14 protein-coding genes are annotated in these 13,255 nt (G+C 72.7%); 5 read left to right on the plus strand and 9 right to left on the minus strand.

The window, feature by feature from the left end:
• Nucleotides 1-14: 14 nt before the first annotated feature.
• Nucleotides 15-1,400, minus strand: coding sequence for a dihydrolipoyl dehydrogenase (lpdA, locus tag AOM09_RS06375; RefSeq protein WP_062385756.1), 1,386 nt, complete (start codon nt 1,398-1,400; stop codon nt 15-17).
• Nucleotides 1,401-1,513: 113 nt separating this feature from the next.
• Here lpdA and AOM09_RS06380 point away from each other — a divergent pair, with 113 nt between their 5' ends.
• Nucleotides 1,514-1,849, plus strand: a complete 336-nt coding sequence (locus AOM09_RS06380) for a hypothetical protein (RefSeq protein ID WP_062385758.1) — start codon at nt 1,514-1,516, stop codon at nt 1,847-1,849.
• Between the two features lie 314 nt (nt 1,850-2,163).
• On the opposite strand, the gene AOM09_RS06385 is transcribed toward AOM09_RS06380, so the two are convergent.
• Nucleotides 2,164-3,606, minus strand: a complete 1,443-nt coding sequence (locus AOM09_RS06385) for a leucyl aminopeptidase (RefSeq protein WP_062385761.1) — start codon at nt 3,604-3,606, stop codon at nt 2,164-2,166.
• Nucleotides 3,607-3,638: 32 nt separating this feature from the next.
• Between AOM09_RS06385 and AOM09_RS06390 the strand changes: the two genes are divergently transcribed.
• Nucleotides 3,639-4,655 carry a quinone-dependent dihydroorotate dehydrogenase gene (locus tag AOM09_RS06390; protein WP_062385763.1) on the plus strand — a complete coding sequence of 339 codons (1,017 nt, stop codon included), beginning with the start codon at nt 3,639-3,641 and terminating at the stop codon, nt 4,653-4,655.
• Here the strand turns inward: AOM09_RS06390 and AOM09_RS06395 are convergent.
• On the minus strand, nt 4,604-5,713 hold the full coding sequence (locus AOM09_RS06395) for an SLAC1 family transporter (protein WP_062385766.1): 1,110 nt from the start codon (nt 5,711-5,713) through the stop codon (nt 4,604-4,606). The genes AOM09_RS06390 and AOM09_RS06395 overlap by 52 nt on opposite strands.
• An 83-nt stretch (nt 5,714-5,796) precedes the next feature.
• Between AOM09_RS06395 and AOM09_RS06400 the strand changes: the two genes are divergently transcribed.
• Nucleotides 5,797-6,690 (plus strand): LysR family transcriptional regulator, encoded by an 894-nt coding sequence (locus tag AOM09_RS06400; protein ID WP_062385768.1) that lies wholly within the window; start codon nt 5,797-5,799, stop codon nt 6,688-6,690.
• Here the strand turns inward: AOM09_RS06400 and AOM09_RS06405 are convergent.
• The 4 genes from AOM09_RS06405 to nadA all read right to left on the minus strand — a co-directional run bounded on the left by AOM09_RS06405 (nt 6,687) and on the right by nadA (nt 10,373).
• A complete protein-coding gene (locus AOM09_RS06405) occupies nt 6,687-7,334 on the minus strand; it encodes a phosphoribosyltransferase (RefSeq protein ID WP_062385974.1) in 648 nt (215 codons plus the stop codon). The two genes, AOM09_RS06400 and AOM09_RS06405, sit on opposite strands and share 4 nt — an antisense overlap.
• Nucleotides 7,335-7,490: 156 nt before the next feature.
• On the minus strand, nt 7,491-8,498 hold the full coding sequence (locus tag AOM09_RS06410) for an aldo/keto reductase family protein (RefSeq protein ID WP_062385770.1): 1,008 nt from the start codon (nt 8,496-8,498) through the stop codon (nt 7,491-7,493).
• 95 nt (nt 8,499-8,593) lie between these two features.
• Entirely contained in the window at nt 8,594-9,160 is a 567-nt protein-coding gene (locus AOM09_RS06415) for a DUF3043 domain-containing protein (RefSeq protein ID WP_062385772.1), read from the minus strand.
• A 10-nt stretch (nt 9,161-9,170) separates the two neighbouring features.
• Nucleotides 9,171-10,373 carry a quinolinate synthase NadA gene (gene nadA / locus AOM09_RS06420; RefSeq protein WP_062385775.1) on the minus strand — a complete coding sequence of 401 codons (1,203 nt, stop codon included), beginning with the start codon at nt 10,371-10,373 and terminating at the stop codon, nt 9,171-9,173.
• A 40-nt stretch (nt 10,374-10,413) separates the two neighbouring features.
• Here nadA and AOM09_RS06425 point away from each other — a divergent pair, with 40 nt between their 5' ends.
• Nucleotides 10,414-11,394, plus strand: coding sequence for a glycerate kinase (locus AOM09_RS06425; protein WP_062385777.1), 981 nt, complete (start codon nt 10,414-10,416; stop codon nt 11,392-11,394).
• Nucleotides 11,395-11,480: 86 nt separating this feature from the next.
• Nucleotides 11,481-11,834 carry an iron-sulfur cluster insertion protein ErpA gene (erpA, locus tag AOM09_RS06430; protein WP_082098899.1) on the plus strand — a complete coding sequence of 118 codons (354 nt, stop codon included), beginning with the start codon at nt 11,481-11,483 and terminating at the stop codon, nt 11,832-11,834.
• A 6-nt stretch (nt 11,835-11,840) separates the two neighbouring features.
• Here erpA and AOM09_RS06435 read toward each other — a convergent pair whose 3' ends face one another.
• Both AOM09_RS06435 and AOM09_RS06440 read right to left on the minus strand, forming a co-directional pair.
• Nucleotides 11,841-12,092 carry a sulfurtransferase TusA family protein gene (locus AOM09_RS06435; RefSeq protein WP_062385779.1) on the minus strand — a complete coding sequence of 84 codons (252 nt, stop codon included), beginning with the start codon at nt 12,090-12,092 and terminating at the stop codon, nt 11,841-11,843.
• 2 nt (nt 12,093-12,094) lie between these two features.
• On the minus strand, nt 12,095-13,228 hold the full coding sequence (locus AOM09_RS06440; RefSeq protein WP_062385781.1) for a cysteine desulfurase family protein: 1,134 nt from the start codon (nt 13,226-13,228) through the stop codon (nt 12,095-12,097).
• Nucleotides 13,229-13,255 lie beyond the last annotated feature (27 nt).

Raw genomic sequence — 13,255 nt, forward strand, 5'->3', positions numbered from 1 at the left:
TCAGTCGGATCGGATCAGTCGTGGGCGTGCAGCGGCTTGCCGGCGAGCGCGAGGTGCGCCTCGCCGAGAGCCTCGTTCTGCGTGGGGTGGGCGTGGATGAGCGGGGCGACGTCCTCGGGGTGCGCCTCCCAGCTCACGATGAGCTGCGCCTCGCCGATCTGCTCGCCGACGCGCGCGCCGAGCATGTGGACGCCGACCACCGGGCCGTCGACCACGCGCACCAGCTTGACGAAGCCGGTGGTGCCCAGGATCTGGCTCTTGCCGTTGCCGCCCAGGTTGTACTCGAGGGTGACGATGTTGTCCGCGCCGTGCTGCTCCGCGGCCTTGGCCTCGGTGAGGCCCACCGACGCGACCTCGGGGTCGCAGTAGGTGACGCGGGGGATGTTCGCCTCGACGATCGGCTGCGGCGCGAGGCCGGCGATCTCCTCGGCGACGAAGATGCCCTGCTGGAAGCCGCGGTGCGCGAGCTGCAGGCCGGGGACGATGTCGCCGACGGCGTAGATGTTCGCGACTCCGGTGTGGAGACGCTCGTCGGTGAGCACGAAGCCGCGGTCGATGCGGATGCCCTGCTCCTCGTAGCCGAGGTCGGCCGTGCGCGGCCCGCGGCCGACGGCGACCAGCATGACGTCCGCCTCGAGCACGGTGCCGTCCGCGAGGGTCACCTTGACGCCGGCGTCCGACTGCTCGACGCCCTGGAAGCGGACGCCCACCTTGAAGTTGATGCCGCGCTTGCGGAACGCGCGCTCAAGGCCCTTGGACAGCGCCTCGTCCTCGTTGGGGGCGAGGTGGGGGAGCGCCTCGACGATCGTGACGTCGGCGCCGAAGGACTTCCACACGGACGCGAACTCGACGCCGATGACGCCGCCGCCGAGCACGATCGCGCGCTGCGGGACCCACTCCATGCCGAGCGCCTGGTCGGACGTGATGACACGGCCGCCGATCTCGAGGCCGGGGAGCGAGCGGGCGTAGGAGCCGGTGCCGAGGATGATGTTCGAGCCGGTGTAGCGCTCGCCGTTCACCTCGATGGTGTCGGGGCCGACCAGGCGGCCGTGACCCTCGATCACGTGCACCTTGCGCGACTTCACGAGGCCCTGGAGGCCGCGGTAGAGGCGGTCGATGACGCCCTGCTTGTAGGAGTTCACCTTGAGCATGTCGATGCCCTGCAGCGAGCTGTTGACGCCGTACTTCTCACCCTCGCGGGCGCTGTCGGCGAGCTCGGCCGCGTGCAGCAGCGCCTTGGTCGGGATGCAGCCGTTGTGGAGGCAGGTTCCGCCGACCTTGGACTCCTCGACCAGGCCGACCGTCAGGCCGAGCTGCGACGCGCGAAGGGCAGCGGCATAGCCGCCCGACCCGCCGCCGAGGATGAGGACATCAAACGAGCGTGGGGTGGACTCGGACACTATGGGATCTCCTTGTAAGGGATGTCAGTACCGCTCATCTTGCCACGGTGCGCGTGACCCGCGAACCGCGCGAGTTGCGCGCTGTGACGATACCCGGTGGTTACGCTGGGGACATGGGTCTGTTCTCGTGGATGTCGAGGTCCAAGCACGCATCGTCCCCTCAGGGAGGCGGTCGCGACGCCAAGGCGGAGACCATCGCGCACCTCAAGGAGTTCGTCGCGTCGCACACCGGCTGCGAGGCGTTCGTCGAGCCGCCGACGCGCGTGACGCAGACGACCATGGTGATCGTCGCGGACACGGGGGAGTGGACGCGCCGCCGCGTGCCCGACGAGGCCGCCGCGCGCAAGCTCGCGCAGCAGTTCTCGATCCCCGCCTTCGACGTCAACCTCTCGGGCTACCCGTCGCGCATGCGCGAGTGGAACGAGAAGCAGCGCAAGAACCCCAGCTGACCTCCCGCCCCACCCGCCGGACACTTCCAACGGAGTGAGTCCCGGTTGCGCGGCGTGTCGCTCGCGAAACGGCGCGACACGCCCGCGACCCGGGACCAGGTCCGTTCCCAGTGTCAAAAGTTCCCGTGGCAGAAGAGGGGCCCGGGCGGCGACCCGGATTCAGGACGCGCTCCCGGACGATCCTTCATGCGTGCCCAACCCGGCACGTATGAAGGAAGGCTCCGTACATCCCCCTGTATGCGTGCCGCCCCCGATCGGCAGAAAGGCCCGGCCACCGCGAACGGTGACCGGGCCTTCTGACCGTGCCGAAGTGTCTACGCCTGCGCGCGCTCCTCGAGGAAGCGGAACAGGGTGCGCAGCGAGTGGCCGGTGGAGCCGGCGACGTTCTCGGCCCACGGCTTGCCCTCGTTGTAGGACGGGCGCGCGATGTCGAGGTGAGCCCACGGGGTGTCGCCCACGAACTCGCGCAGGAAGATGCCGGCCGACAGCATGCCGCCGCCCTGCGGGTCGCCGATGTTCTGCAGGTCCGCGATCTTCGAGTCGATCGACTCACGCAGGTGCTCGGGGAGCGGCATCGCCCACATCGGCTCGTCGACCTCGTCCGCGCGGGACACGACCTCGTCGCGGATCTCGGGGGTGCCCATGACGCCCGAGGTGCGGGTGCCGAGCGCCATGCCCTGGGCGCCGGTGAGGGTCGCGACGTCGATGAGGACGTCGGGGTTCTCCTCGCGGGCCTTCACCAGGCCGTCGGCCATCACCAGGCGTCCCTCGGCGTCGGTGTTGAGCACCTCGACGGTCTGGCCGCCGTAGATGCGGATGACGTCGGAGGGGCGCTGCGCGGTGCCCGAGGGCATGTTCTCCGCGATGCACAGCCACGCGGTGACGGCGATGGGGAGCTCGGCGCGGGCGGCGGCGACGACGGCGTGCAGCACGGTGGCGGCGCCCGTCATGTCGGACTTCATGGTCTCCATCGACTTCGCGGGCTTGAGCGAGATGCCGCCCGTGTCGAACGTGATGCCCTTGCCGACGAGCGCGACGGTCTGCGTCGCCCCCTCGGGCTTGTAGGCCACGCGCACCAGGCGCGGCAGGCGCGAGGAGCCCATGCCGACGGCGAGGATGCCGCCGAAGCCCTCGTTCGCGAGGCGGTTGGCGTCCCACACCTCGACGTCGACGCCGGCCTGCGCGCCGAGTTGCTCGGCGATCTCCGCGAAGGAGCCGGGGTAGAGGTCCAGCGGCGGGGTGTTGACCAGGTCGCGGATGCCCGCGGCGGCCTGGATGAGGATGGTGGCGCGCGCGATCGCGGCGTCGGACGCGCCCGCAACGACCCACTCGGTGTCGGTGGCCGCGTCCTCGGCGGACTTGTAGTCGGTGAACGTGTAGGCGCCGAGCACGGCGCCCTGCGCGACGGCGATCGCCGCATCGTCCGACTCGACGGGCAGCGCGACGACGACCTTGGACGGCTTCTTGCCGACCTGGCGGGAGGCCTCGCCGGCCGCCGCGCGGAGGTCGGCGTCCGAGCCGGAGCCGATGCCGACGACGACGATGCGGCGGGCCTCGGTGCCGGCGCCCGGCACGACGGTGACCTTGCCGGCCTTCGACGAGGCGTCGAGCAGGGAGGCGCCCGCGGCGATGGTCTCGCGCGCCTCGTCGGAGAGCAGCGGGTGGGCTGCGACGGCGTCGTCCGCGGTCCAGCCGACGATGATGGCGTCGGCCTCGATGGACGCGACCTGGTCCTGGGTGGTGGTGATGGAGGTCATGCCGACGAGCCTAGCCCCGGTAGTTTGGGACCGTGTACGTCCCCCTGTATCGCCACGTCCTGTCCCGCACCGACGCCGAGTGGGCACACCGCTTCGGGGTGACGGCCATCGGCCGCAACGCGTGGGCCTTCCGGACGATGCGGCGGCTGGGTCTGGTCGCGCGTCCCCACCGCGAGGGTGCGGTCGAGGCGCTCGGGATCACCTTCCCCGGACCCGTCGGCCTGGCCGCGGGCATGGACAAGGACGCCGAGGCCGTCGCGGGGCTCGCCGCCGCGGGCTTCGGCTTCGTCGAGGTCGGCACGGTCACGCCGATGGGCCAGCCGGGCAACGAGAAGCCGCGATCGTGGCGCGAGAAGGACGTCCAGGGCCTGCGCAACCGCATGGGCTTCAACAACGGCGGCGCCGATGCGATGGCCGAGCGGCTCGCCCAGCTGCGCTCGACGAAGGCCGGCCGGCGCATCGTGCTCGGCGTGAACCTGGGCAAGAACAAGGCGACGTCGCCCGAGGGTGCGGCGGACGACTACGCGTACTCCGCGAGGCTGCTCGCCCCGTACGCCGACTACCTGGTGGTCAACGTGTCCTCGCCCAACACCCCGGGCCTGCGCGACCTGCAGTCCGTGGAGACGCTGCGTCCCATCCTCGAGGCGACCCGCGCGGCGGCGGACCAGGCGGTCACGGACCGCAGCGTCCCGCTCCTGGTGAAGATCGCCCCCGACCTCGCGGATGACGATGTCGACGCGGTCGCGGACCTCGCGCTCGAGCTCGGCCTCGACGGCATCGTCGCCTCGAACACGACCATCGCGCACGACCGCGGCGCCGGAGGGCTCTCCGGCCCCGTGCTGCTGCCGCGCCTCCTCGAGGTGATCGCGAGGCTGCGCGGCCGCGTCGGCCCCGACCTGTGCCTCATCGGCGTGGGGGGGATCTCCTCGGAGGAGGACGCGCGCGCCGTGCTGGGCGCCGGCGCGACGCTGCTCCAGGTCTACACGGCGTTCGTCTATCAGGGCCCGTGGTGGGTCGCGAGGCTCAACCGGGCGCTCACCGCGCGCTGACCGCCCGCGGCCGGTCGCCGCGCGGCGAGCAGGTGCCGCACGGTCCCGGTCGCGGCGACGCCCCATCCGGCGAGCAGCAGCACGAACAGGCCGACGGCCAACGCGTCGAGCGCCGGCGCCCCGGTGTGCGCGGCGAGGGACGATGCGCCCGTCACCAGGGTGCCGACGGGGAAGGTGAACGCCCACCACCCGAGCGAGAACGGCAGCCCCTCGCGTGCGGCACGGGCGGTCAGCACGCCGCACACGCCGAGCCACGCGAGCGCGAAGCCCAGGACGGGCAGGCCGGCGAGCACGGCCGCGACCGTGAGCAGGCGGGCGTCGATCCCCAGCGCGCGACCCGCGTGATCCGCGAGCAGCCCCGCGGCGGTGACGCACTGCCCGAGCGGCCCGAGCACGATCCATAGCGCGGGCACCGACCGCGCCTCCCCGACGCCGTGCCGGGCGAGGCGCGACCAGATCTGCGGCAGGATCGCGAGCGTCGCGATGCCGGACACACCGACCATGGTCACGCATGCGACGGCGAGAGCCTGCGCCGTCCCGTCGCCAGCGTGCGGCAGCAGCAGCGCGCCCGTCGCCGCGGACACCATGGGCGGCACGACGGGGAGGAGCGCGGTCCCCGAGGCGCCGGCGGTCCCGGCCGCCGGGCGCAGGAACGCCAGCGCAGGGACGGCGACCGCCGTCGCGAGCCCCAGCGCCGTGCCCAGGAGCCACAGCGCCGCGTCGATCGCGATCACCGCGGGACCGAGGAACGGTGCGGCGACCAGCAGCGTCGCGGCACCGAAGGCGAGCGGCGCCATCGCTGCGGCGCCGAAGAACGGCGCCACGGCGGGGTCGCGCAGCTGGGCGCTCAGCGCGCCCGGCGTGGTGAGCAGGTGCGCCGCGGTGGCGAGCGAGATGGCCGCGAGCGCGGCTCCCGCGACCGCCCACGCAGTCCACGCGATCGCGTCGAGCCCGGGCAGGCGCACGGGAAGCACGTGTGCGGAGGTCGCGATGATCGACGTGCCCATGACCGCCGAGAACCACTGAGGGGCGACGGGGACGATGCGCGGGCGGGTCATGCGTCGAGCATCCCAAGGCCGGGTGGTCGCCGGTAGTGCGAGAATGCTCCCGAACCACAAGCAGAGATTGTGACGGAGGCGGCATGGCGGAGACGTCCATCGAGGAGCTGCGGATGCTCGCGGCGGTCGAGGCGCATGGCAGCCTGACCGCCGCCGCCCATGCGGTGGGCGTGACGCAGCAGGCGGTGTCCCAGCGCATGCGTGCCGTCGAGCGCCGGTGGGGGCTCGCGCTGTTCTCGCGGAGCGCGCGGGGCACGACGCTCACCGACCACGGGGTCACGGTCGCCGGGTGGGCGGCGGCCGTGCTGCAGCAGATGGACGGCTTCGAGTCCGCCGTCCGGGCGCTCCGGGTGGATTCCGCTGCGCACGTGCGGCTGGCCGCCAGCCTCACCGTGGCGGAGCACCTGCTGCCGGGATGGCTCGTCGCCTACGCGGCGGAGCCTCACGCGGCGCAGGTCGAGCTTGCCGCGGTCAACAGCGCGAGCGTGGTCGAGCGCGTGCGCGCCGGTGCGGTGGACCTCGGGTTCGTCGAGACGCCGGACCCGCCCGAGCGGCTCGCCGCGCTCGTGGTCGCCCACGACGAGGTGGTGATCGTGGTAGCCCCCGGCCATCCGTGGGCGCGCCGCAGCGCGGTCGGCGCCGCGGAGCTCGCACGGACTCCGCTCGTCAGCCGCGAGCCCGGCTCGGGGACCCGCCTGACCCTCGAGCGCGCGCTCGTGCCGGTGGTCGGCGCGGCCGGCGTCGCGGCGCCCGCGGCGGAGCTGTCGACCACCGCCGCGATCCGCGCCACCATCCTCGCCGGCGGGGGAGCGGCGGCGCTGAGCGAGCGGGCGGTGCACGACGACGTGGCCGCGGGCCGGCTCATCCGCGTGCCCATCGACGGGCCCTCGCTGTCGCGTCCGCTCGCGGCCGTGTGGGACCCCCGCCGGAGGCTGTCGCCTGCGGCCGCGCGCATCCTCGACATCGCGGGCCGCTAGGCGGACTCGCGCAGCAGCCTCAGCACCTCCGCGTCCGGGGTCTGCGAGAAGTCGAGGTACCACTGACCCACGGCCATGAGGTGATCGGGGATGAGCGCCGCGAGCGCGAGATCGGCGCTGCCGTCCTTCATCAGCGCGTGCAGCGAGTCGGGCGCGGCGACGCCGGCGGCCACGATCACCGTCGCGGCGCCCGCGGCGAGGGCGACGTGCGCCGCGGCCCGCGCGGTCCCGCCGGTCGCGATCCCGTCGTCCACCACGATCGCGGTGCGTCCCGCGAGCGGCACGCGGGGATGCGCGGCGCGGTACCTCGCCGACGCATCGTCCAGCACGGCGCGCTCGCGCGCCTCGATCCGTGCGACGTCGTCGTCCGAGACGCCCAGCGCGCGCATCGAGGCCTCGTCGAGCACGCGGACCCCGCCCACGCCGATCGCCCCGAAGCCGTACTCGGGGTTGCCCGGTGCGCCGAGCTTGCGCACGACGCACACGTCGAGCGGGAGCCCGAGGCCGCGGGCGATCGCGGCGCCGACCGGGACTCCGCCGCGCGGCAGCCCGAGCACGACGGCGTCCGTCGCGTCGCCCTGGGCCACCAGCGGCGACAGGAGCCACGTGAGCCTCGCACCCGCGTCGTCGCGGTCGCGCAGCATGTCCACCGCTCCAGTGTGCGCCCGCCCGGGAACACATGCGCGGTCCCGCGCGTTCCCCCTGTGCACGCACCTGCCAGGCGTGCACGCATTGTTATCTCCTTTGATGCAGCGAAGGCCCCGGGGCGAACCCCCGGGGCCTTCGTCGTCTGCGGGCCGTCAGCGGTGCGCGGGACCGGCTTCCGTGGTGCGGGCCGGGTCGCGCTCGACCACGTCGCCCAGGACCTCGTCGATGCGCGTCATGAGCTCGGCCGGGATCTCGACGCCCGAGGCCTTCGCGTTGTCGACCACCTGCTCGGGCCGCGAGGCGCCGATGATCGCGGCCGCGACGTTGCTGTTCTGCAGCACCCACGCGATCGCGAGCTGCGCCATGGTGAGCCCGAGCTCGTCCGCGATCGGCTGGAGCCGCTGCACGCGCGTGAGGATCTCCTCGCCCATCCAGCGCTCGATGAAGCGTGCGCCCGACTTCGCGTCGGTCGCACGCGACCCGGCCGGGGCGGGCTGGCCGGGCTTGTACTTGCCGGTGAGCACGCCCTGAGCGACGGGCGACCACACGATCTGGCTCACGCCGACCTCGCGCGATGCGGGGACCACCTCCTCCTCGATGACGCGCCACAGCATGGAGTACTGGGGCTGCGAGGACACGAACGGGATGCGCAGCTCCTTCGCGAGGGCCGCGCCCGCACGGATCTGGTCCGCGGTCCATTCGCTCACGCCGATGTAGTGCGCCTTGCCCGAGTGCACGATGTCGGCGAACGCGCTCATCGTCTCCTCGAGCGGCGTGTCGTAGTCGTAGCGGTGCGCCTGGTAGAGGTCCACGTAGTCGGTCTGGAGCCGGCGCAGCGAGCCGTGGATGGACTCCATGATGTGCTTGCGCGACAGGCCCATGTCGTTCGCGCCGCCGGGCCCCGTGGACCAGAAGACCTTGGTGAAGATCTCTAGGCTCTCGCGCCGCTCACCCTTGAGGGCCTCGCCCAGCACCACCTCGGCGCCGGTGTTCGCGTAGACGTCGGCCGTGTCGAACGAGGAGATGCCCACGTCGAGCGCGGCGCGCACGCATGCCGTCGCCTGGTCGTTCTCGACCTGCGAGGCGTGGGTGATCCAGTTGCCGTACGTGAGCTCCGTGATCTTGAGGCCGGAGTTGCCGAGGTATCGATAGTTGACCATGGCTCGACCCTAGGACAGCCGCGTGAGCCCCGGAGACGCGAGAGGCGCCCGCGGCGGATGGCCGGGGCGCCTCTCGGGACGATGCGTGCGTCGGGTCAGACGGGGTAGTCGCCGCGCTTGACCTTCGGCTTGGGCGCGCGGAAGCGGCGCATGTTGAGGTGGCGCGCGATGACGTAGAACGTCCACCCGCGCGGCAGCTTGCGCTCCCCGAACTTCTCGATGAACCGCTTCTTGAGCCGGCGGGTCATGATGAAGGTCTCGATGCCGACGATGAGCACCATGAGGTAGAAGAACACGATGAGCGCGAGGCCCGCCCATCCGCTGCTGATGAACAGCGAGAGGATCACGAAGACGATCGAGGCCGGCAGCAGGAACTCGCCGGGCGACGTGCGGGCGTCGACGTAGTCGCGCAGGTAACGGCGCTCGGGACCGCGGTGCTCGAGCGGCATGTGGCGCTCGTCGCCGTCGCGCATCGCCTGCCACTCCTTCTCACGGGAGTTGCGCTGCTGCTCGCGCTGCTGCTTCTTCGCGGCCTTGGTGTCGGCGATGACCGGGCGCTTGCGCGCGGCCTCCTGATCCTTGCGCTTCGGGGTCGGCTTGCCCTTCTTGCCGGGTGCCTCGACGCCGGGGATGTCGGTCTCGGGGGTGGTGTTGTCGCTCATGTTCTTCTGATCAGTCCTTGGCGGGGTTCTTGGCGGGAAGCGCGAGCATGCGGTCGAGCGCGATCTTCGCGAGCCGCTGCGTCTCGTCGTCGACGACGATGACGTTGGGCACGTCGCCCGCGACCAGCGACTCGAGCGCCCACACGAGGTGCGGGAGGTCGATGCGGTTCATGGTCGAGCAGAAGCAGACCGTGTCCTCGAGGAAGTGGATGTCCTTGTCGGGGTGCGCGTTCGCGAGACGGCGGACCAGGTTGAGCTCGGTGCCGATCACCCAGCTCGAGCCCGGCTCCGCGGCGTCGAGCTTCTTGATGATGTACTCGGTCGAGCCGACGAAGTCCGCGGCGTTCACCACGTCGTGGGCGCACTCGGGGTGGACCAGCACGTTGATGCCGGGCACCTCCTCGCGGAAGCGGTCCACGTGGGCCTTGCGGAAGCGCCCGTGCACGGAGCAGTGGCCCTTCCACAGGATCATGCGCGCGGCCTCGACGGCCTCGGGGGAGTTGCCACCCAGGGGCTTGCGGGGATCCCAGACGATGCAGTCGTCGAGCGACAGGCCGAGCTTCAGCACGGCGGTGTTGCGGCCCAGGTGCTGGTCCGGCAGGAACAGCACCTTGCCGTCGCCGTCGACGCCGCCGACCTGCGCGAAGGCCCAGTCGAGCGCGACCTCGGCGTTCGACGAGGTGCAGACCACGCCGCCGTGCTCGCCGCAGAACGCCTTGATGGCCGCGGTCGAGTTCATGTACGTGACGGGAACCGTGCGGGAGGCGATGCCGGCCTCCTCGAGCTGCGCCCAGGCATCGTCCACCTGGTTGATGTTCGCCATGTCCGCCATCGAGCAGCCGGCCGCCATGTCGGGCAGGATCACCTGCTGCGCGTCGGACGTGAGGATGTCCGCGGACTCCGCCATGAAGTGCACGCCGCAGAACACGATGAACTCGGCCGCCGGGCGCGCCGCGGCGTCGCGCGCGAGCTTGAACGAGTCGCCCGTGACGTCCGCGAACTGGATGACCTCGTCGCGCTGGTAGTGGTGGCCCAGGATGAAGACGCGGTCGCCAAGCGCTTCCTTCGCGGCCCGCGCGCGCTCGACCAGGTCGGGGTCCGACGCGGAGGGAAGGGTTCCCGGGCAGTCGACCCCACGCTCCGAGAGGGGGTCGCGACGCTCGCCCAGGAGCATCAGCGCAGACGGCGAGGGCTCAGAGAAGGTCTGGGTCATCCGGCCATTGTCGCATGCGCGACAGGGCACACTTGAGGCCATGCGTGCCGCCATCGCCGCCCAGAGCTGGCTCCGCCCGGACACCGGGCGACTCACCCCCGTCGACACCGTCCGGATCGTCCGAGATGCCTGGTCGGCGGCGGCCTCGCACGTCGAGCTGCAGGTGGTCGCGACGCCCTCCGGCGGACCGCGCAGCGCCGATGCGCTGGCCGGTGAGGTGCGCGCCGTGGGGGGTGCGACGGCCCGCGACGTGGGCGCCTCGGTGGTGCTCGCCCCTGCCGCCAACGGGCGCTGGGAGCCTGCCGCGCTGCGTGCCGCGCTGCTCGGGCTCGCGGCCGCCGGCGAGCAGCGCAGCATCGTGGTGCCGCTCGGGGATGCGCCGCCGGCGGGCGACGCCGTCGACCTGTGGGGCGGGGGCCTCGAGGCGGCGCGCGCCGACCTGTCCGCGCTCCGCATGGTCGCGCTCGTGACCTCCGACAGGCCGTTGCTCGGCTTCACGGGGATGAGCGCCGCCGTGCGGGACGGACGCGAGCACGATGCGGCGCTGGCCTCGGCCGCGCAGGCGCAGGAGGAGCGCTGGACCGCGATCGCGAGGGCCGCCGACCCCGTCGCGTCCCGACGCACGCTCGTCGGCCCCGGCCGGCTCTCCGACGAACGAGGCACCGGCGCCGCCGGCGGCCTCGCCTACGCGTTGGCCGCGATGGGCGCGCACGTGGCGCCGGCCGCGGGTGCGCTGGCCGAGCTCACGGGGTTCGACCGGGCGGCCGCCGACGCGGACGTCGTGGTCGCCGTGGTCGACCGCCTGCGCGCGGCGGACCTCGACCACGGCGCCGCCTCCGCCGCATCGTCCCTCGCGGCGCGCCGCGGCGTTCCATGCGTCGTCGTGACGGCGGAGCTCGCGGTGGGCAAGCGCGACCTCATGGCCGCCGGGATCGCCGGCGCCCACGAGGGCGCGGCGGGGGAGGGCGGCCTCGCCGATCAGGTGCGCCGCGTGGCGCAGACCTGGACCCCCGCTCGATGACATGTCTACATCCGGTGCGAGCCGGGGTTCGGAATATCCGCCGGGCGGCGTACGCTTGACACAACACCGAGAGAGAGGAGGCGTCAGTGACTGATATCGCAACCGAGACCAAGTCGCACGGCGTCGTCATCACCGATGCTGCGGCGGCCAAGGTCAGGAGCCTGCTCGAGCAGGAGGGCCGCGACGACCTTCGACTGCGCCTCGCGGTGCAGCCCGGCGGTTGCTCGGGCCTCATCTACCAGCTCTACTTCGACGAGCGCACGCTGGACGGGGACGCGATCCGCGACTTCGACGGCGTGGAGGTCGTTGTCGACAAGATGTCGGTCCCGTACCTCGACGGTGCGTCGATCGACTTCGCGGACACCATCGAGAAGCAGGGTTTCACCATCGACAACCCGAACGCCTCGAGTTCCTGCGCGTGCGGAGACTCCTTCAGCTGATCTGATTCAGCGCAGACGGACGGTGAGGGCTACGCCCTCGCCGTCCGTTTCGCTTTCCCCCAGGAACTCGTGGCCCGTCATGCGCGCCCACGCGGGCACGTCGACCCGCGCCGCCAGGTCTGTGCAGATCACGGTGATCTCCGTGCCTGCCTCCAGGCCGCGCGCGGCCTTCGCGAGCTCGATGATCGGCAGCGGGCACAGGAGCCCCGCCGCATCGACCGTGACGCGACCCGCGCCGGCGACCGGCGCATCGTCCATGCTCACGCGAGCCCCGGCGCGCCGGCCTCGGTGCGCAGGTCGGCGATGACGCGCGGCATGAGCGCGAGCAGGCGGGACACCTGCTCCTCGGTGACGCCGGGGTGCAGCCCGAGCCGCACGTTGCCGTGGCTGAGGGCCCCCACGGATGCGAGCACGCGGCTGGGCTCGAGGGTGCTGGTGGTGCACGCGGAGCCCGATCCCACGGCGATGCCCTCGCGGTCGAGGCGCGACAGCAGCGCCTCGCCGTCGACGTAGAGGCACGAGAAGGTCACCACGTGGGGGAGCCGCTCGTTGGGGTCGCCCACGACGTCGACGCCCGCCCAGCCGGCGGCGGTCGAGCGGACCCGGTCGACGAGCCCGCGCATCCTGGCCGTGGTGGCGTCGAGCTGCTCGAGCCGCTCCTGGAGCGCCACGGCCGCGGCGAGGACCGCGGGCACGAGCACGCCTCCGGGCGCCCAGTCGTCGCCCTCCGGCCACGCGGGCAGCCAGCGCGTGCGCGGGCGCATCGCCACGACGCCGAGCCCCGCGGGACCGCCCCAGTCGGCGGGGTTGGCGACCATCGCGTCCCAGTGCTCCGGCGCCGGGCCGTGACCGATGCTCGCGGTCGCGTCGACCAGGAGCGGCACCTTCGCGGCGGCGGTCGCCTCCGCGACGCGGTCGAGCCGCTGGAGCGTGCCGATCTCATGGTTGCCGTGCTGGACCGCGGCGAAGGCGACGTCGGGCACCGCGAGCTCGCGCGCGAGCGCGTCGAGCTCGACGTGGCCCAGGCGGTCGACGGGCACCAGCGTGAGGTTGCCCGCAGCGACGTGGTCGGCCGCGTGAAGGGTGGCGTCGCGCTCGATCGCCGTGGCGACGATGCGGTCGCGACCCCGCCGCGCCGCGAAGATCCCGGCCGCGACGCGCTCGATCGCGGCATGGGGGGAGTGGGCGAGGAAGGTGTGCTCGGGGCGTGAACCGAGCGCCTCGGCGAGGGCCTCGCGGGCCGCGTCGACAAGCTGCCTGGCACGACGCGACTCGGTGTGCAGACGGGCGGGATCCGCCCATCCGTCGGCCAGCCCGGCGTGGAACGCCTCGAGCGTCCTGTTCGTCAAAGGAGCGGATCCCGAGGCGTCCAGGAACATGCGTGCGGCCTGCATGGCTTCACCGTACAGCGCGCTACACTG

Source organism: Demequina iriomotensis, assembly GCF_000971395.1.
Taxonomy (GTDB): domain Bacteria; phylum Actinomycetota; class Actinomycetes; order Actinomycetales; family Demequinaceae; genus Demequina; species Demequina iriomotensis.